This window comes from Enterococcus pallens ATCC BAA-351 (assembly GCF_000407485.1).
Taxonomy (GTDB): domain Bacteria; phylum Bacillota; class Bacilli; order Lactobacillales; family Enterococcaceae; genus Enterococcus_A; species Enterococcus_A pallens.
This window is the reverse complement of sequence record NZ_ASWD01000004.1, coordinates 256,883-277,019: the sequence shown is the minus strand read 5'-3', so window position 1 is coordinate 277,019 and position 20,137 is coordinate 256,883. Positions and strand designations below refer to the sequence as shown.

The 20,137-nt window shown below is 40.1% G+C and carries 18 protein-coding genes; 16 read left to right on the top strand and 2 right to left on the bottom strand.

Annotation, left to right across the window (positions count from 1 at the left end; all coding sequences use genetic code 11):
- Positions 1-3: 3 nt before the first annotated feature.
- The 5 genes from I588_RS19000 (at position 4) to I588_RS18985 (ending at position 5,693) form a co-directional block, all read left to right on the top strand.
- A complete protein-coding gene (locus I588_RS19000; RefSeq protein ID WP_010758482.1) occupies positions 4-648 on the top strand; it encodes a TasA family protein in 645 nt (214 codons plus the stop codon).
- Between the two features lie 110 nt (positions 649-758).
- Positions 759-3,989: a hypothetical protein gene (locus tag I588_RS18995; RefSeq protein WP_010758481.1), complete on the top strand. Its 3,231-nt coding sequence runs from the start codon at positions 759-761 to the stop codon at positions 3,987-3,989.
- 21 nt (positions 3,990-4,010) lie between these two features.
- A complete protein-coding gene (locus I588_RS27505; protein ID WP_162141133.1) occupies positions 4,011-4,247 on the top strand; it encodes a hypothetical protein in 237 nt (78 codons plus the stop codon).
- On the top strand, positions 4,174-4,917 hold the full coding sequence (locus tag I588_RS18990; protein WP_010758480.1) for a recombinase family protein: 744 nt from the start codon (positions 4,174-4,176) through the stop codon (positions 4,915-4,917). The genes I588_RS27505 and I588_RS18990 overlap by 74 nt, the downstream gene beginning before the upstream one ends.
- A 17-nt stretch (positions 4,918-4,934) precedes the next feature.
- On the top strand, positions 4,935-5,693 hold the full coding sequence (locus tag I588_RS18985) for a winged helix-turn-helix domain-containing protein (RefSeq protein ID WP_010758479.1): 759 nt from the start codon (positions 4,935-4,937) through the stop codon (positions 5,691-5,693).
- Positions 5,694-5,909: 216 nt separating this feature from the next.
- On the opposite strand, the gene I588_RS18980 is transcribed toward I588_RS18985, so the two are convergent.
- Positions 5,910-6,524, bottom strand: a complete 615-nt coding sequence (locus I588_RS18980; protein WP_010758478.1) for a ribulose-phosphate 3-epimerase — start codon at positions 6,522-6,524, stop codon at positions 5,910-5,912.
- A gap of 159 nt (positions 6,525-6,683) precedes the next feature.
- On the opposite strand from I588_RS18980, the gene I588_RS18975 reads away from it, so the two are divergent.
- From I588_RS18975 to I588_RS18940, 8 genes are all read left to right on the top strand, one after another.
- A complete protein-coding gene (locus tag I588_RS18975; protein ID WP_010758477.1) occupies positions 6,684-8,738 on the top strand; it encodes a PTS sugar transporter subunit IIA in 2,055 nt (684 codons plus the stop codon).
- Positions 8,739-8,742: 4 nt separating this feature from the next.
- Positions 8,743-9,216, top strand: coding sequence for a PTS sugar transporter subunit IIA (locus I588_RS18970; protein WP_010758476.1), 474 nt, complete (start codon positions 8,743-8,745; stop codon positions 9,214-9,216).
- A complete protein-coding gene (locus I588_RS18965; RefSeq protein WP_010758475.1) occupies positions 9,204-10,316 on the top strand; it encodes a M42 family metallopeptidase in 1,113 nt (370 codons plus the stop codon). Before I588_RS18970 ends, I588_RS18965 begins: the two co-directional genes overlap by 13 nt.
- On the top strand, positions 10,313-10,588 hold the full coding sequence (locus tag I588_RS18960) for a PTS sugar transporter subunit IIB (RefSeq protein ID WP_010758474.1): 276 nt from the start codon (positions 10,313-10,315) through the stop codon (positions 10,586-10,588). The genes I588_RS18965 and I588_RS18960 overlap by 4 nt, the downstream gene beginning before the upstream one ends.
- 20 nt (positions 10,589-10,608) lie before the next feature.
- Complete coding sequence (locus tag I588_RS18955) at positions 10,609-11,925, top strand: PTS galactitol transporter subunit IIC (RefSeq protein WP_010758473.1); 1,317 nt, start codon at positions 10,609-10,611, stop codon at positions 11,923-11,925.
- An 18-nt stretch (positions 11,926-11,943) separates the two neighbouring features.
- The gene (locus I588_RS18950) at positions 11,944-12,762 is read left to right on the top strand and encodes a BtpA/SgcQ family protein (protein ID WP_010758472.1); all 819 of its coding nucleotides are present in this window, start codon (positions 11,944-11,946) and stop codon (positions 12,760-12,762) included.
- Positions 12,759-13,430: an MtnX-like HAD-IB family phosphatase gene (locus I588_RS18945; RefSeq protein WP_010758471.1), complete on the top strand. Its 672-nt coding sequence runs from the start codon at positions 12,759-12,761 to the stop codon at positions 13,428-13,430. Before I588_RS18950 ends, I588_RS18945 begins: the two co-directional genes overlap by 4 nt.
- Before the next feature lie 556 nt (positions 13,431-13,986).
- Complete coding sequence (locus tag I588_RS18940; RefSeq protein ID WP_010758470.1) at positions 13,987-14,694, top strand: GntR family transcriptional regulator; 708 nt, start codon at positions 13,987-13,989, stop codon at positions 14,692-14,694.
- Positions 14,695-15,090: 396 nt separating this feature from the next.
- On the opposite strand, the gene I588_RS18935 is transcribed toward I588_RS18940, so the two are convergent.
- Positions 15,091-16,290, bottom strand: coding sequence for an enolase C-terminal domain-like protein (locus tag I588_RS18935; protein WP_010758469.1), 1,200 nt, complete (start codon positions 16,288-16,290; stop codon positions 15,091-15,093).
- A gap of 311 nt (positions 16,291-16,601) precedes the next feature.
- On the opposite strand from I588_RS18935, the gene I588_RS18930 reads away from it, so the two are divergent.
- From I588_RS18930 to I588_RS18920, 3 genes are read left to right on the top strand one after another with little or no spacing between them, the layout of a single operon-like run.
- Positions 16,602-18,428, top strand: a complete 1,827-nt coding sequence (locus I588_RS18930; protein ID WP_010758468.1) for a glucose PTS transporter subunit IIA — start codon at positions 16,602-16,604, stop codon at positions 18,426-18,428.
- Between the two features lie 18 nt (positions 18,429-18,446).
- Positions 18,447-19,100 carry a bifunctional 2-keto-4-hydroxyglutarate aldolase/2-keto-3-deoxy-6-phosphogluconate aldolase gene (locus tag I588_RS18925; protein WP_010758467.1) on the top strand — a complete coding sequence of 218 codons (654 nt, stop codon included), beginning with the start codon at positions 18,447-18,449 and terminating at the stop codon, positions 19,098-19,100.
- Positions 19,093-20,091, top strand: a complete 999-nt coding sequence (locus tag I588_RS18920) for a sugar kinase (RefSeq protein ID WP_010758466.1) — start codon at positions 19,093-19,095, stop codon at positions 20,089-20,091. The genes I588_RS18925 and I588_RS18920 overlap by 8 nt, the downstream gene beginning before the upstream one ends.
- Positions 20,092-20,137: the final 46 nt, after the last annotated feature.

Here is a 20,137-nt window from a genome sequence, read left to right as displayed (position 1 = left end):
GAGATGAAGGGACAGAATAAACAACTACGGCGTGCTGTTTACCTCGTAATCACGTTGGGATTGATCCTCCTGCTGGTTGGTGGAAGCTACTTCGTGTATGCAGCAATGACAGCAACCGATAAAAAAGAAAATGATTTTCAAATTGGTCAAGTGGAAACTAAGCTGGAGGAAGTATTTGACGACAGCATAACGGAAATTACTAAAGGTCAATCAATTGAAAAGAAAGTTACGATCAAAAATACGGGAACGATCAATCAATTTGTTCGAGTCATGGTTTTACCCGAGGTTCGAGCAGAGGTAATTGGAGATTCAGCCAATAAGCAGGTCCTGCCTTTGGTCATCGGAGTGGACTTAGTATTGGAAAACTTAAATACTAACGAGTGGAAAGCTGGTGGTGATGGCTATTACTACTATGTGAAAGAAGCAGTTGCGCCCCAAAAATCTACTACTAGTCTGTTTGAGTCGATTAAACTATCTGATCAGTTAGGCGAACAATATCATGAGGCAACATTTTCCTTATCGTTGAAGGTTGAAACGATCAATTGTCATGAGGTGGCTTATCGTCAGGCTTGGTGGCAAGGAGCTACACCTACTGCCCAACCACTAAAAACCATCGATGATTCCTTGAAGACTATGACGGATAACTAGGGATACAGTTTTTCTGTATCCCTTACTATTAAAAATCAACACTCATGAGATGAGTGTTTTACCAAGTGGAACATTGATTTGATGAGGTTTGAGAAAAGGAGTCGAGAAGAATGAAGAAGAGAAACAGGGTTCGTTTTCTTTTAGTGAAAAACAAGCAAGGGAAAAGAGCACTGGCATTTGTAGGCTTGGCTGTCTTGCTAATTATGGGAGTTATCACTGGATTGAGTCTGTCTCAGAAGAAACAAGCAGTCTCTGCCCACCCAACGAATACGATTAAACTGGATCAAGGGGGCACGAATGAATTTGAGGTTCCGGTGGACGGTCAAACAAAACTAGAATATCAGAGCGGTTACGATCTTTTTCGTCAATATGACATGAACATTCCTTCTTTAGGAAAGCAATTGTCAGAGACAGAAACAGCAAAAACCAAGCTGTTTAGTAGTCAGATTCGAAACTATACATCAAGGAGTTATATTACCAGTAAGGGAAATGTAATTTCTATGCAGATTTTTACTACTTATCCCTATGGAGCTGGGTACAACAATATTAATCAAACAAGAATTATTTTACAGTCACGTACCGGAGAGGTTCTAGATACTAAATGGGTGCATGAAACGCCCAATAATATCAATCAATCCAGTGGAACTAGGCAAGTGGTCTACAACTCATTTTTCCAAAAGAGCGGAACTGAATTCATGGCTCTATACACAACAAGTTCTCACAATATCAATACAACAACTTTTGTAGATGAAGGAACCCATCTAGCTATATCTCCTCTAGATAATAAACGAGCTGTTGATATGAGTACAGTTGATATGAAGGGGCAGACTATTCAGGGCTGTTGGATTTCAAATTCTGGGACAAATATGAGCACACCAGTTATTTATCCAACTTCTACGGATAAAAGTGTGTTTATTAATGTTGAACATTTTAATGGCCAGTTATTGAATAGGATAGAATTTGAAGCTTCTCCAGATGTTGCAGCGGAGCTTCATGGATCGAATAGCCGCAATCACGCCGGAATTGGTAATATGTATCCGATCAGTGACACGGTTGTATTAGGCACAGAAACAACTTCTACCGAAATGGGTGGCGTCGTAAATAGAATTTGCCGATGGGACATCAATCCAACAACTAAGAAGGCCAGTAGAACTGAGATTGCTCGTTTTCCTAATTCTTCTGTCTCATTTCAACCAGATATTTCTGATAAAAATAAAATAATTGCTCAGGTTTACAGAAATAGTGCAATAGACGAGACACAAGTAGAAATTATTGAGCTAAATGTCAATACCTCGACGATAAAAAACTTAAAGGTATTTCCTAAGGGGACAAGGTTCCGTTTTTCAAAACAAGGGTCAGGCTACTTCTATGCCGGTCAAGTAAGTAACATCGAAGGAGCATTAGAAAATATTGGAAATCAGCCAGGAATATACAGCGGCTATATGGATGCAGAGTTTAATTGGAAAAGTGCCTCTTCCATCCAATTAGAATTTCCAGAATCGGCCTCAGTGATTGAAATAAATAATTTTGTTGGGGATGAGGACTTATTCGTACTTTCTGGAGCCTTTACTACAAGAGAAACCAATTTTATTGATGAAGTGGTTTATGGGAACTTTCCTGGTGAGATAGCCAGTGGATCGAATAAAGAATGGTCTTCTCAAGCACTCTCTCCAACGAAGGGAAATGCGTTTGTTTCCATCTTGCGTAAAACTGATGATTGGACACCTTTAATTAAAGCTCCGGATCCGTTCATTGTTGATTTAGATGACCCCGCGGTTAATCAACAGGCAAGCTTAGATCGCTGGCTGTTAACTGGATCGAAAAACGGAGCTATGACTGATGCTAAGGCCACTCAGGTTTACGATACGATGGATATTGATAAGGGGCTGTTTCTTTACGATATTTCTTGGCTGAGAGAAAGGATTAATAAAAATCCAAATTCGTTAGTTTATGAAGCAGATGGGACAACACTGAAATCCTCTGATCCGATTGACTGGGCTAAATTGGGCTTTGATAAAAATAAATCTGGACCACAGCTGTTGACTTATTTTGTTTCTGACAGTCAGAAGCAAACATCAACTACATCTACCTACATTAATAATGTGACAGATGAGACTGTGATTGATGAAAATGATGAGTATGCGTTAGATGCAAAGAATTTCCATGTTCCGTTGAATACTGTTGCAGCTGATGTAGCGGATGAAGCCGCATTTAAGAAGCTTGCCAAAACAATGGCTTGGAATTTGACTAAACATGGCAGCGGCGATGGTGATTACGGAAATGGTTTGGATGAGGACGGAACAGATTCGAGTAAGTTATCAGGCAAGGTAATAGTGGATGCCAATCAACTAAAAGCGTTACGAGAGGCAACCGTTGCGAAGCCTTATCCTGTGGATGTGGTATACAAACCAAAAGCTGGTGCAGAAGTCAAAAACCGGGTGTGGGTATTTGTAACGACAAAAAACACGATTCCAAATAGTGAAACAAATCCAGCTGTTACGCCAAAGGATACTAATGGAGTTGTTTACTATGCAGATGATTATTCAATCCCCTTCCGATTACGAGGAACACAGGATCGTGATGAAGTCCTGACCAGAGGCAAGGTGAAAGTCTATGATTATTTTGATTCTACCCATGAAACAGCTGCAGAATTACCAACTTTGGCAGACGCTGGGAAGAATGCAAATAAATTGGTAGTTGATTTGCCAACCATTCATAATGCTTTGGAGCCTGGAGTAGTTAGACCATCTGTTAGCTATACGTGGGATGGAGCAACCGATGGAAATCACACGGCTGGAACGGCAACGGTGGGTTATTTGGATGTTACGTTAACTGGTCACGCACTTTGGCACGTTCGACAGGTGGTGTTGGATTCTTCAGCAGAAATTGTTGTACCGAGCAAAAGTTATTTCGATATTCAGAATATTTTAGACAATGGCGGAAGTCCAGCAATTGATCCAAACTATCGTGCTAACCTTACTGCCAATTCTGGAAAATCAACGGATAATCCTGTATTCACCGAGGTATCGATTCCGACTGATCATTTGGCAGACATAAGTGATCAAGTGCAATTATCACTGATCACACCAGAGTTTTATCAGTATGTAGGTTATTATTGTACAACGCAACAAGGCGATCCGCTGGGAGCAAGCCATAACGGAAATACTTCTTATACGGCAGGGAATCCTCAGATAGCCAAAAATACCTTAAATAATGATGGTGAGTTCTGGATAACCCTGTATATTAAACCGAATCCAGATGATAAAGGGAGTACTAAAACACCGCAGCCTTACAGCTGGGATTACGAAAAAAATGATTTAGGAAAGATAAAAACCCAATAGATGAAAGAGGCGAGATATTCGATGGTCTACCTATTATTACTTTTATTAGGCCTAGTAGTACTGGTACAAAGCTATTTGTTGTTCTCGCTGATCAAGGGTCAACAGGAGTTGCAAAAAAAGATTGCCAGGCTGCTGCGAGAGGGGGAATTCAACGAAAAACTCAAGCAGAAAGAGGAAGGACACGATGAATCTTGGCTATGCACGCGGGTATCAGATTACCCAACAATTGGATATGCTGGAGGATTATCCGGTGGATGAACTCTTTTCAGATGGGCATCAAGAGGTAGAAGCCTTGAACTCTCCTACCAGTGAGTTTCAGGCACTGCTGAATTTTGCCCAGCCAGGAGATCATTTGGTGATTGCTTCCTGGGAGGTCGTTTCACGGGATTATCGGCAGCTGCTGGCTTGTCTCGATCAACTGGAAACTCTGGAAGTGACTCTGGATGTCCTGAACTTGCCTCAATTGAGTATTGAAGAATGGCGGCAGATTTTTCGTTGGTCACTGCGCAATGATCGCTTGTTGCATCCGGTCTTGATGAAAGCTGGCAAAGAACGAGATCGTAGTAAAGGTGCGTATTCTTTGTTTAGCAAAGAACCGGAGGCACGCAAGCTGTATCGGGAAATCATCTGGCTGCTGGTAGAGAAAAACTCCGTGCGTCAGGTGGCCCAACAAAAGCGTGTGCCAATTGAAACAACCTACCGCATCCAGCAGGAGTTAAAACAGATTCAGTTAGCAGCGATTCTAGTCGTTTGTTTCCTGTTAGCAATATTCAGTATCAAGCTGGCGGAGTCGTATTTTGATCAATTATGGATACAGGTAGCTATTTGTGTAGTGGTGACATTGATTATTTTATGGAATGTGTTGATTGATACTGAAGAAACGGAGACGAAACCGCCGACTAAAGAAAAGAAAGCTTCAAAAACATAAAGAAAAGGGGAATCCCCATGCAACATGTACTTATTTTGACAAAGAATATTTTGACCGAAGAAACCATTATTAGCAAGCTGCAAAGAATGAACTGTGAAGTTTTGTGTTCTGCAGATATGCTTCAACGCCTGCAACAAGGCGCTGTCAGCCCATTTATTTCGTATTTTCAATGGGTCATCTTAAGCGAAAGCTTGTGTCATTCGGAAGTAGAGCAGCTGCTAACGTTATTGAAGCACTATCCACTCATGGTGCTGCGTATTGTGGAAAATGAGCCAAGCGAAGAAGATCAAGCTTATTGGCACGAACAGGGAATTGCAGATTGGCTAACAAAAGACACTAGCTACGAGAGCTTACGGGAAAAAATGAATGATTTAAATCGTCAGCTGGAGCAAGAGCTAGTTTCCGGCAGCCAGATCTTATCCTTTCCTCATCCAGTGGAACGTCCAGAGCAAAACGAGTTAAAGCTGTTGTTGAAAAGCTTGTCAAAGACAGAACGAAAAGTATTTGAATGTCTGATTGATACTTATCCCAAAAATGGTGTATTATCTCGCAAAGAACTATGTGATCATCTCTGGCGTGACGGAGATACCCCATCAAATATGAGTCAATTGTCATGCCTAATTAACAAATTAAAACGTAAGTTTGAATTGCATGGTATTACTGGCGAAACCATCACCACTCTATGGGGCAGGGGCTACCGACTTAGTGAAGAATTTTATGAGTATTGGCTGCAATGGTCTCAACAGTTGGAAGAATTTCAATATGCGACGAATTAATTAGAGGGACGCTTGATCGAATGATGATTGAGCGTTTTTTTCTGGTTTTGGTTTGAATTTCGGTAGGGAGTTTTTTTGGAAGTGGCTTACGCTAAGTAGTCATGCAATCTAACAATTCAAACTTGATGCATCATCTAGTACTAAGAATACAAAACAATAAAAAGAGAACACCTAGCATACTTTGATCACAGATCTAGGTGTTTTAAACATATCTCACTATTTATTATACTCAGCCCCAAAAATCTCCCTACCCATCACAAATTTTTGTACACCCAACTGCTTCAATTCTCTAGCTCTTCCCATCGTAATATCTCCGTCAACCCATAGCTCTTGTTCGGGGAATCTTTTCCTAGCTAGACTGATTTTTTCAATCATTTCCTCAATGAAGGTTTGTCCTTGGCCATCCGGTTCGCTAGTCATCAGTAAAAGCATGGAAACTCTCTTTATTAAGTAGGCATAATTTTCCAGTGAAGTAGTTGGTAAAAAGGCTAAACCAACGGAGATTTTATTTTGCTGGCAATAAAAAATCAATTCTGCGAGATTTTGGCAAGACTCAACATGGATAAAAACACTGCAAGGTGAACAGTCTACAAGTGCTTCTAGATACTTCTTGGGCTGAGTCACCATTAAGTGCACGTTGAAGGGTAGCGATGTTAAATAACGCGTGTCATGTATAACGGATAAGCCGAAAGTAATATTGTCGATGAAGTTTCCGTCTTCAATGTCTAGGTGGATCTCTGGGTATCCCTCATTCTCTGCTTTCAATATTTCCTCTGCTAAGTAGAGTTGCCTAGCAGAAGCTAGTGATGGTATAATGCTGTTTCTCATCATTTCAATCCCTCCATTTCTTCTTACTATATACAATAATTCTTTTCCATCGGATTTTCAGTGGTCAATTTTTCGAGAAGTATTTCAATTTTTTGCTCATTGTATGATCCCCGTGCCTAAACTATGATAGTAGTGTAATAAATAACCGAAAGGAGGAAAAAAGTGAAAGCGAATCAGCGTTTATTAGAACTGATTTATTTTTTGGAAAAAAATCCTCAAACTTCAATAAAGGCTATTGAAGAGCAGTTAACTATTTCAGAAAGTGCCATACGCTATGAAATTGAAAATCTAAATTATTACCTTAGAATGATGAACTTGCCAGAAATTCAAAAAGAGTTAAATGGACAGCTTATTTCAAATGTGCTGGATTTTACCCCTGTGAATCAATTGCTAGAAGAAATATACAAACCTGATTCGAGCAAAAGAAGAGAGTACTTAACCTTCAAATTAATACTTGCGGGAAAAATCAATATTCAAAAGGAATCAGATTTTTTGGATGTCACCAGAAATACGGTCAAATCGGATTTCAAACAAATCATCCCGATTTTAGAAGGTGAGCATTTTCAGGTGAACGAGCGGCAGGTTACCAACCAGAATGAACTGGAGACAAGGCGCTTTATTCTGAATCATTATCGGGAAAATTATTTAGTGCTTTTTTCTGAAGAGGAGAATCATCTTGTTTCTAATCCGATTGAACGAAGAATCCTTGAAGATTTTATCGATGTTGATCTTGGAAAAATGCTGGAACAGATAAAAGAGTTGGCGGATAACTATCCATTTACTAACTTTTACGAAACACTTCTGCTAAATGTTCTCGTTGCTATTCATCGCATCTACTATGGTCATTCCATTCAGCAGGTGCAAAACCTAACTCAAATTCAATCACTTGAGGAATATAGACGTATCAAAAAGCTTATGCAGAGTATCAAAGGTAACCTAAATTTTTCGGAGAAGGAGCTGGCTCATTTAGCAGGGATTTTAGTTAGCTACAGTGAAGATTCTATCAATCAAAGTTACCAAAAAAATCTTTTGTCCTTCAAGCTGTTTGTTTCTAAATTAGTAACGAGCATTGGAAAAGAACTTGGTATGGAGCTTTCAGAGGATCCAATCTTAATGGAAGGCTTGTATCAGCATGTCAAAAGCACGATTTATCGCAAAAATAATTCCTATGAAATGGATAGTGAGATTTATCATCAAGCCATTGGGAATTATCAAAACTTATTTTCTCTCTTAGAAAAGAATATCGAGATCTATCAAAAAGAGCTGAATGTGCATTTTTCCAAAGAGGATATTGCTTTGTTCGTTATTCATTTCTTAGGGGCGATCAGAAGATTTCAAGAGACACATCAACCCAATTTACGTGTGTTACTGGTTTGCCACTCAGGGTACGGCACATCCGTTCTTTTAAAAAATCTAATTGAAAAGAACTACAACGTTGAGGTTGTGGGAACTTCTTCTATTTATCAAATTAATGAGTATCTTTCAGAAGATATCAACCTGATTGTCAGCACGTTAGATTTTTCTTTTGAGATTAAAAAGTCTGTAGAAGTTCCAATATTGTTTATTTCCCCCTTTTTAACCTTCAATGATGATCAGAAGCTAAAGGAATTTGGGATTACTCGCAAACGGGAGGAATCAAAGATTTCAGTAAACAAATTGTTGAAAGTTTTAGAACGCCACGCAATTATCTCGAATCCAATCAGTTTGAAAAAGGATTTGTTGGAAGCTTTTCCCGAAAGCCTTCAAGAAGAACGCAAGGAATCTAGTTTGTTTGATGGCTTAACTGAAGAAGATATTACTATAGTGCAGGATGTAAAGGACTGGCAAACAAGCTTATCTATGTGTAGTGAGTGTTTAGAACAAAAGCAGGTTGTCCAAGCGAGTTACTTGGAGGGGATCTCTCAATCAGTCAACTTATATGGTGCTCACTTTGTTATTCGCAATCAAATGGCGATTCCACATGGAAGTGAGAAAAGCGGGGTATTGAAATCAGGAATTCACATTCTCTATGTGAAGAATTCAGTTACTTTTCCGAAAGACTTGTCAGTCAAGCTACTATTTTTTATTGCATCAAAAGAAAAAGAGCGTTTGATCAATACAGTCATGAATATCAACGCCTTTTCTCATGATGAAAACTTTTATCAAAAATTAGACCACGCAATTGAAAGAGCAGAACCTTTATCTGATTTCTTCAAAAAGTGGCTCAATGGAGTGTGATAAGATGCTTAACCAAGATTTTGTTTATTTTGATGAGGAGTATTCAACTGCTCAAGAACTACTTTCTTCAGTAGCCAAGGATTTATATGAAAAAGGTTATGTGAAGGAAACGTACGAGCAATCCATCATTTCCAGAGAAGAAAAATATCCTACGGGCCTGAAGCTGGCCGGATTGAACGTAGCTATCTGTCACACAGAGCCAAAGAATGTGACCAAAAATACGTTTTTCTTAGTAAAACCAGCTAAACCTGTAGTCTTTCGAAATGCGGAAACTTTGGAGCTGCTGCCAGTAGATTTAGTGATCGGTTTAGTCTTTACCGATGGAAAAATTCATTTAAAAAATCTTTCCTCATTGGCTCAGCTATTCACCAATCAACAATTTATCGAAGAGATTAAACTGGCGGATTCAAAGGAGAAATTAATGAGCGTCTTTTCCCATTTTGCTCAATTAGGAGGGGAAGAAACATGCAGCGAATGAAGCAGCTGATCAGGGAAATGACTGATCTTTCGGGAAATGTCGGGTATGAGGACCAGGTTATTCACTATCTAATGGATCATCTAGGAGAAGAGCGACAGGTTTCTCTTGATATCTTAGGTAATTTAACCGTTCACATGACACCTAAAAATGTCGGGAAGCAAAAGGTTATGCTTTTTGGTCATATGGATGAAGTTGGTATGATGGTCAATCACATAGATGAAGCAGGGTTCATTCATTGTGAAAAATTAGGTTCACTGAACCCAACGTGCCTCGCTGGTTTAAAGCTTGAACTACATGGGGAAAAAGGTCCTGTTAACGGCGTTGTAGGAGTTAAGTCTCATCATTTAGCAAAGCAAAAAGAAGGAAAGCTTCCAGAAAATGCTCGGGACTATTATTTGGATATTGGTGCTATGAGTCGTGACGAAGTGCTGGAAGCAGGGATCAATATTGGAACCCCAGTTACTTTTAAACCTCAGTTTTTAGAGTTATGTGGAAAGTGTATTTCAAACAAAGCGATGGATGATCGGGCGTTGTTAAGTATCTTGGTTTATTTGAATGAGAACATAGATATTGAGAAGCTGAAGGTTGATCTTTATCTAGTATTCAGTGTTCAAGAGGAGTTCAACACCCGCGGTATCATGCCAACTGTAAGAACAATTGATCCAGAAATTGTGCTCGGCTTAGATGTTACTCCCGCCACTGATACACCAGACTTGATGGGGTTATCTGAAATTCATTTAGGCAAAGGTCCGGCGCTGACTTATATGAATCATCATAGTCGAGGGACCTTAGCGGGTATTGTTCCCAATAAGAATTTTTTGACCTACTTAGAAACTATTGGGAAAAAGGTTGGTATACCTATGCAAAGAGAAGTGGCTACAGGGATTTTGACCGAGACTGCCTATATTTCAATTGAAAGCAGTCGGACAGTTGTAGCAAATATTTCACTCCCGACTCGTTATACGCATACACCGATTGAAGTGATTAATTTAGAGGATGCTCTAGGAATTTATCAATTATTAGCAGGGTTTTTGTATTCGTTAGATGGTGTTCAAAGATTTGGAAAAGATATTGATTTTGAAAGGGGAGAGGGACAATGAAAAGAGTAATTGTAGCATGTGGAACAGGTATGGCAACTTCTTCTATGATCGCTGAAAAGGTTAGAAAGGTCTTGGATGATAATGAAGTGGAATACACGCTTTCTCAAGCACAATTAAGTGAGCTGGATATGTACAAGGAAGCGGACTTATTTGTGACAGCGATGCGGGTTGAAGAAGATTATGGTGTGCCAATGGTTGTAGGAACACCCTTTTTGGTAGGGATTGGAGAAGCAGAGGCAGCTGAGAAGATCATTGATATTTTAAAGAATTGATTTGAGAAGGAGGGAAATTGATGGAAGGCATACTTGATTATATTTTATCGCTAGGATCAACCGTTTTTGTTCCGATTGTTTTATTCATTATTGGTTTGATCTTTGGTTTAGGCTTTTTTAAGTCTGTAAAATCAGGAATCACAGTAGGTGTTGGGTTTATTGGGTTTAATTTAGCTGTAGGACTGATTTCTAGTTTTTTATCACCGGCGGTCAATTTGATTGTTGAACGATTTGGTTTTAATTTAACGGTTATTGATCTTGGTTCAGGCGCAGGCGCAGGAGTCGCTTTTTCGACAGTAGTAGGGGCACTGATCATCCCGTCAGTCTTCGTTTTGAATGTGCTGCTTTTAGCTGTTGGTGCTACCAAAACGATGAATATTGATATTTTCAATTATTCTCACTATGCCTTTACCGGCGCTGTCGTTCATTTAGTAACAGGAAATTTGATTTTAGGTATGGGAGCAGCGTTGGTTCAAGCGACCTGGTCGTTATTATCGGCTGACTACACAGCGAAAAGGGTTCAAAAGGAGCTGGGTGTCGAAAGTATTTCAATACCGCAAGGCTATGCGGCCAGCAGCGTTCCTTTGTTCGTCATTTTAGATAAGATTTACAGTAAAATTCCTTTTCTGCATAATTCGAATTTAGATATTAAAGGACTGCAGAAAAAGGTCGGCTTTATGGGAGACCCAGTCATAATCGGGGGAATCTTGGGAATTATTTTAAGTTTGTTGGCAGGCTATGGCTTTAAAGATGGTGCGAACCTTGTGATGGGTGTCTGTGGAATCATGGTGCTGTTTCCTCGGATGATTAAGATAATCGTGGAAGGCTTGATGCCATTATCCGAAGCAGCAAAAGGATTCTTTGCTAAACATTTTTCTGGCAAAGAAGTGTATATAGGTCTGGATTCTGCCGTTACCTTGGGTCATCCGACAACGATGATTATTGGGACCATATTGATTCCAATTACGCTGATATTAGCAGCGATTTTACCAGGAAATAAGGTGTTACCTTTAGCAGATTTAGCCTTTGCAGCATTCTTCATCTGTATGGCTAGTATCATTCATAAAGGGAATATTTTAAAAACCTTAATCAGTGGTGTTATTAACATGACCGGCATCTTGTATATTGCCACTTGGATATCTCCGTACTTTACCAAATTAGCGGAAGAGGGCGGTGTTTCGGAATCTGGCGATAAGGTTACGGCTTTATGGGCAGGAAATGTGTTTGATTTTATTATCGCCAATATTGGATTCTTAGGTTATCTTGGCTTAGCCATTTTAATTATAATGACTTGCTTCATAACAATTTTTGTAAAAAGAAATGCTCTAAAAGAGTAAAAATCAGGAGGAAAAAACATGACTTGGTTAAAAGAAAAATTAGGTACAGAAAAAGCGATTATTGCGATGTGTCATTTTGATGCACTGCCGGGAGATCCTCATTTTGATGAAGAAGGCGGTATGGAAAAGGTCATCGAACATGCTAAAGCTGATTTTCTAGCACTTCAAGAAGGCGGCGTGGATGCGGTAATGTTTTCGAATGAGTTCTCTTTGCCATATTTGACCGATGTTCATACAGAAACAGTGGCTGCGATGGCACGGATTATTGGAGAACTGAAGCCGTTCATTAAAATTCCTTTTGGTGTGAATGTGCTATGGGATGCAAAGAAATCGTTAGACCTAGCTAAAGCAGTGGATGCTATCTTTGTAAGAGAAATCTTTACTGGAGTTTATGGTTCAGACTTTGGTTTGTGGAATACTAATGTTGGGGAGACTGTTCGACACCAAAAGCAAATTGGCGCGCAAAACGTTAAGCTATTGTTTAACATCGTACCAGAAGCGGCGACTTATCTTGGGGATCGGGATATCATTAGTGTTGCTAAATCAACGGTGTTTAACAACCGTCCCGATGCTCTTTGCGTCTCAGGATTAACAGCAGGAACTGAAACAGATGCGAACACGTTAAAAATCGTCAAAGATGTTGTTCCAAACACTGTCGTCTTTGCAAATACAGGCGTTAGACTAAATAATGTTGAGGAGCAATTAAAAATAGCAGACGGAGCAGTTGTGGGAACTACCTTTAAAAAGGATGGTGTGTTTGAGAATCACGTTGATCAAGCACGTGTTAAGGAGTTTATGGATAAAGTCAAAGCCTTTCGGAATCAACTTCATTCATGAAAAAACTAAACGAGTCTGTTCGATATAAGTTTGTGATTGATTTCGATGGGACCATTTCAATAAATGATAGTACGACAATGCTAGCTGAAACCTATATTCCTGAATTGCATCAAGCATACCTTAGCGACATAAGGCAAAAGAAGATTTCTGTAAGAACATATATAAAGGAACAGTTAGAAGCTATTAGAATATCTAAAGAAGAATTCATCTGTACTTTACAAGAAAATATGTTAATTGATCTTTCTTTCAAAAATTTCTTAATCAAGGAGTGGGATTTTGTAATTGTCAGTGCTGGAACATGTCAAAACGTTTACTATTCCCTCAAAGGGGAGGGCATGTCCATCCCCAATGAACGAGTTATTTCAAATCAATTGATTTTTGCTGATGGGAAAATGACTGTTGAGCATCCGCAGCTCTTTTATGATCAAGAAAATGGCGTGGATAAAGCCAAAGTAATTAGAAGCTATCAAAAACAGGGTTACCAAGTCATTTTTATTGGAGACAGCATTTCTGATTTTGAAGGTTCAAAAGCAGCTGACATTGTCTATGCGAAGAAAGGCCAGCAACTCAGTGACTATCTAAATAAACAAGGCCTTCCATTTATTGAGTATCAAGATTTTAATGAGATAATCGAACATGTTCAAACGTATATAGCAACGTTAAGATAATAATCCGTCCTATAGAATCTGTCTGGAAAAGATTCTATAGGATTTTTTTGGTTCCAGTATTAAAATTTTTTAAATTATACAAGTAACTTTAGTGTTTTCCCATTTTGAGGACATAGAAATTTATATCAAGACACTGATATAATCGTCTATTCCTGTAACCCGATGATAAACATATGATAGTGGGACATATCTAAAACACCTAGCCTAATCTATGGAATGGTGTTAGAGGAATTATAGTATGTAGCATGTTTGTGATGGTCGGCTGCTAGAAGGTGACCGAATAGGGGCTCACTTCTTAGAAAGGAGCATCGCAATTTTTTTGTTGCTGAAACGTCTGAATTGATGATTTAGTTTGGTATCTATCGTTTTAGGCTGACCTAGTCAACAGCTTGCTGGAGCGGCAAGAGTAAATAAAGAAAACGAATTGATCCAACGAGCAGTTGTCCAAAATAGACCTATACTACCCAAACAACTACCTCATCTTATGTTTACTTATTAACTTTTCAGCAGATTCCATGTATAGTTACAGTATCAAATGATACAAAGGAGTCTCTCCATGAAAAAACGCGAATTCATTGTGCAAGATTTGCTTAGTAAAATATATCAAGAAGAGTTTAAAAACGGCAAGCTGCCGAATCAGCGGGATTTAGCAAAGATTTATGGGGTGTCGCGCTTTACGATTCAGCAAGCTGTGAAAAATTTGGAAGAAATTGGGATTGTGCGGGTCGTTCAAGGTTCAGGGATCTTTGTCCATGAGGAATGGGTCAATAATCCGTTGATTTTTAACTCGTTGACTCGGACTCCTTATGATCGAATTGACTCTAAAATGATTGATCTGAAGAAGGCGCCTGCAACGCTAGAGGAGCAGAAGATTTTTCAGATTGATGCGGAGGAGGAAATCTGGACCTTTGAGCGGATTCGAATTGTCAATTATAAGATTGAGCAGCTGGAAATCTCTAAGCTGCCGGTTTCGATGTTTCCTAATTTTTCACAGGAGGCAGTGGAGCATTCGATTCAAAATTATGTAGAAAATCAGGGCTACCGTATCTCCCATTACATTACCAGCTACGATCCGATTACTACCAATAAGGAGCAGTCGCGCCTGCTTTTATGCAAGCGTGGAACACCGGCGATGCAGATCACCAATCGGGCAATCCTAGAAGATGGTCAGGTCTACGAATACAGCAGCATTATTGCGATTGATTATTCAGTGACCTATATTCGGCCATTTGATCGGGAAATTCATCGTTCACGGATAGACTAACAGGTTGAAGAGAAATAGCGGGCAGCCCAATAGCCGTATGCGATACTTGTAAGTAATAGGATACTCCAGACGAGTGGAATGGATGGACTAAAACCAAAGAAAATTAAGCCGATATACAGAAGTGAGAAAACGAAAAGGAAGGAAAAGCAATAGAAGCTAAAAATAGCTGTCCGGTTTTGAAAATAGGTCGTATCTTTCAACCGATTGTACAAAAAAAGTCCAATAATACCGAAGCGCCAAAGAATAGGTCTAGAAGTGTTTTTTTGATGCGTGTGCTTTGTCATAAGTCATCGCCACCCTTCTTCTTTATTATACCAGCTAACTGCCAAAAAAATTGAATACATATAAAAACACTGAGATCAACCCCTAGGTTCCGTTGATCTCAGCGTTTTTTTGCTATGGCGTTACAATTGTTCCGTCAGGTGTCCGGCTTTGTGTCCATTCATGAGGACGGTAAACGACGGGATGTTCTTCAGCTAATTCTTCGTTGAAGGTCACGCCGATTCCGCTTTGTTCAATCGGGTAGAAGAAGCCTTTTTCTGGTGCAGGAATATTGCCAAACAGGTTGCGGGTATTTTCAGGAATATCAATGTTTTCTTGAATTGCTGCATTGTGCAGGTGAATGTTCAAATGAGTATTCACTGCTAAACCAACTGGACTGATATCAGAAGGCGTATGCCAAGCAATACGGATACCCATTGCTTCACAGAAATGCGCCAATTTTAGCGCTGGTGTAATTCCACCAATTTGAGAAACGTGTGCCCGCATAAAGTCGATTTGACGGTTGCGTACTAGTTCTTTCCATTCCATTGGGTTGTTAAACAGCTCGCCAGTAGCGATTGGTGTTGCTGATTGGCTGCGTAATTGTGCCAACCATTCATTTTGGTTCGGCGGTAAAATATCCTCTAAAAAGAACAGATTGTAGGGCTCAGTTGCTTTGGCAAACTGAATCGCTTGATTAGGATGCAGACGTTCATGTACATCATGCAGCATTTGGAACTGGTTGCCGTATTTTTCTTTGATTGCTTTAAACATTTTTAACGTTGTTTGCATATAATCTTCTTGATCGAAGTAAGAACCTTTAATTGGTTGATCCGGTGTTTGCAGGTTCTCAGGGTTGCCGCCGTAGAAGCCTAATTGGCAACGGATATAACGATACCCTTCTGCTAGAAATTTGTCGATTTCTCCATAAAGATCATCTAAATTGTCGGCAACTGCATGGGTATAAGCTGGGATTGCTGTACGAGCTTTTCCACCTAATAGTTGGTACAATGGCATATCAGCCAATTTGCCTTTGATATCCCACAAGGCCATATCTACACCAGAGATTGCATTGTTGGTGATAGGTCCATTGCGCCAGTAAGAGTTTACGTTCATTACTTGCCAGATGTCTTCGATTTGGTTGGCATCACGGCCAATCAATAGCGGTTTCAAGTATTCTTCTACCACTGTTTGAACGGCTAATGGACGGAACTGGAAGGTACCGCAGCCAAGACCGGATACTCCTTTGTCGGTTTCTACTTTGACAACTAATAGATTATGGCGATCAGGTTTGATCGCGAAGCTTTTTATATCAGTAATAATGGTTGGTGTCATATTGTTCACTCCAATTTTGTAATACGAATCATTTCCACACTCATTGAAACACGGATAGACAAGCGGTGTCAATTTGGTCTGAAAAATACTAGATTAGCACGATAAAACCAGTCCAATTTTTATTAAATTTATTTTAAAACGTTGATATATAGCGGTTTTTAATATAAAAATACCGAAAAGGACTGGTTTTACAAGTTTGAAATACCATGCTACTATGTGAGGGTGAAAACGGAATCACATCATTCAAGCGAAGTTGACTAGTCCGAGCTTGAATTACTTGTTCCGTAAGAATGAAGGAGGGCTATTAAAAAATGAAACATGAAGATATTGCAAAACAGATCATTAAAGATGTTGGCGGTGCTGAAAATATTAACAACGCTTGGCATTGTATGACCCGCTTGCGTTTTAACTTAAAGGATGAAAAGAAGGTTGATTATGCGGCTTTGGAAAAGATTCCTAAAGTAGTAGGAACTAAATACCAAAGCGATCAATTACAGGTCGTTATTGGAACCGATGTAGCTGATTACTTTGCACCATTAGCCAAAGAGCTAGGTTTAGATGAAAACAGCCAGCAAGGAGATACTGAGAAAAAAGGTGCCGTTTCCTTGTTTATGGATACTGTATCCGGGGTATTTGGACCAATCGTACCTGCGATTGCCGGAGCCGGAATGATCAAAGGATTGATGGCAGGGTTAGTTGCCTTAAATGTCATCTCTAACCAAACAGATACTTATTTAGTCATTGATATGATTGCCAGCGGCGTATTTACATTCTTGCCATTTTTCGTTGCCGCTTCTGCTGCTCACATTTTCAAAACGAACCAATATTTGGCCATTGCGATTGCAGCAACTTTACAGTTTCCAACGATGACCAATGCGGTAGCTGAAGGAAATATTTCAGCGTTTCGACTGTTTGGGCTTGTCCCAGTTCCGGTCTTTAACTATGCGGGAACGGTTATTCCGATTATCTTTGCAGTTTTAGCGTTAAGCTACATTTATCGTTGGGTGGATAAGGTCTTGCCGCAAGTTTTACGAACTGTCTTTACTCCAACCATCTCCTTGTTCGTGGCTGGTTTGGTTACATTAACAATTATTGGACCAATTAGTATTCATTTAGGGAATCTATTGGCTGCAGGTGTGGCTGGACTATTTACTATTTCACCAGTGTTAGCAGGGATTGTCGTAGGTGCGATTCGACCAATTGCGATCTTTACAGGTTTACACCATGCCATGACACCGATTGCTTTGCAGAACTTTGCGAACCAAGGCTATGACATGTTAATGCCAATGATGTTTATGGCCAACATGGCGATTACCGGTGCCACAGCTGCTATTTACACTAAAGTAAAAACCAAAGAAGAAAAATCAATCGTTTTATCTTCTGCTGTATCAGGAATTTTAGGAATTACCGAGCCAGCTTTATTCGGTATCTTATCTAAATACAAAAAAGCCTTTATCGCTGCCACTATCGGAAGCTCAGTTGCATCAGCCTTTATCAGCTTCTTCGGTGTTCGGATTTATGGCTACATTTTATCAAGTATTTTCAGTTTGCCAGCTTATATTGGTCAATACTTTATCTTTGCAGTACTAGGTATCATCATTGCTTTGGTTCTATCATTTGTTTTAACTTACATGCTAGTGCCAAAGGAAATGGACGAAGATACTGAGTTAACGAATGAAGTTGATTTGCATGCTGTTTCAAAGGGTGATTATGTACCTTTAGAAGATGTACCAGATGAAGTTTTTTCAACTAAAATGATGGGTGAAGGCTTTGCCATTAACTCAACTGACGGTGCGGTGTTCTCACCAGTTTCCGGTACGGTAACAACTGTTTTCCCATCTAAACATGCAATTGGCATCAAAACCAGCAACGGTGTGGAAGTCTTGGTTCACATGGGAATTGATACCGTCGCTTTAAATGGTCAAGGCTTTGAAGTATTTGTCAAAGAAGGCGACAAAGTATCAGTTGAAACCAAATTAGCACAAATGGATTTAGCTTATATCCGCAATCAAGGGAAAGAAACAATGATCATTGTCGTAATTACCAATATGGATCGGGTTCTGTCATTTTCAGGTATGCGGGATCTAGAGGGTCAACATCCAGCGGGAACTTTGTTGGAACGGGCTGTTCTTAATTAATAGACTGGAGACGTTTGAATGAAACGAGTAGAAATTTTATCACGTTTAGAAAAAGCCGGAGTCATTGCTGTTGTACGCGGAAAAGATCAGGCGGAAGCTGTTAAAGCCAGTCATGCAATTATTGAAGGCGGCGTAATCGGGATCGAAGTAACATTTACGGTCCCGAACGCTCAAGCGGCTATTCAGGAGTTAGTAGATGCGTATCGTGGACAAGAGGCTGTGATTGGAGCAGGAACCGTATTGGATGCTGTAACGGCCCGCTTGGCAATCATGGCTGGTGCGGAATTTATTGTCAGCCCTAGCTTTGACGCTGAAACTGCTGAGCTGTGCAACCTTTACCAAATCCCTTACTTACCAGGGTGTATGACGATTACTGAAATGCAGACAGCTTTGAAGAGCGGTGCAGACATTATCAAACTGTTCCCAGGCAGTGCCTATGGTCCAAGTATTGTCTCAGCTGTCAAAGCACCATTGCCTCATATTAACTTGATGCCAACTGGTGGTGTCAGTCTGGAAAATATGGCTACCTGGTTTGAGGCTGGAGTAGTTGCTGTGGGTGTCGGCGGGAATTTGTTAGCACCAGCAGCTGAAGGTGATTTTGCTAAGGTAACAGAAATTGCTCAGCAATATGCTGCAAAGCTGGCTGAGATTAGAGGAATTACTCATGGCTAGAATCGTTTGTCTAGGGGAAATTATGATGCGGTTGTCAGCCGAAGTCGGCACACGCTTGAATCAAGCCAGTCAGCTGGATGTTTTTTATGGCGGTGGTGAAGCAAACGTAGCCGTTTCTCTGGCAAATTATGGTCATCATGTCCAATATGCCAGCAAGGTAGCAGATAATGCCTTCGGACAAGCGGTGGAAAGGCATTTGCGCAGTTATGGTGTTGCGACTGACTTTCTATTAAAAGAACCTGGTCGACTAGGAACTTATTACGTGGAACAAGGAATTGGTCAGAAGGCGACTAAAGTAGTGTACGATCGCCAAGGGTCAGTCTTTGCTTTGATGAATGAATTGGAATGGAATTTGACTGAGCTGTTTGCTGAGGTAGATGTATTCCATGTTTCAGGCATTACCCCAGCGCTCTCTGAAGATTGGTGCCAGTTGACCATTCAACTGATGCAAGCAGCTAAAGCAGTCGGCTGTAAGGTCAGCTTTGACAGCAACTATCGTCAAACATTGTGGACACAACAAGCCGCAGGGGCGTTTTTGCGCAAGGCGCTGCCTTATGTAGATTACTGTTCAGCAGGCCACATGGATGCGATTCATTTGTTGGGAATTCAAGAGGAAGCAGAAGCTGATGTCACGCACTATTATCAAGCGATGCAAAAGCTTTTCCCAAACATTGAGGTCTTCTTTTCGACTAAGCGGACAGTTCATTCGACGAGTGTAAATGAACTACAAGGAAACTTATGGATCAAGGGACAGTGTTACACGTCGAAAAACTATGCCATCGATCCTATCGTTGATCGAATCGGTGGTGGAGATGCCTTTACTGGTGGGATGCTGCACGGTTTATTAACCGCAATGAATCCACAGGAAGCGATTGAGTTTGCGACGGCTGCTGCTGTCCTGAAGCACTTTGTCAAAGGCGACTGCAACCAGTACAGTGAAGAGGAAGTACGACAATTTATGAACAGCGACAGCGCGAAGATTAGTAGATAAAAAATATAGCAGTCACTTGCTCTCTAGTATAGAAGGCAGGTGACTG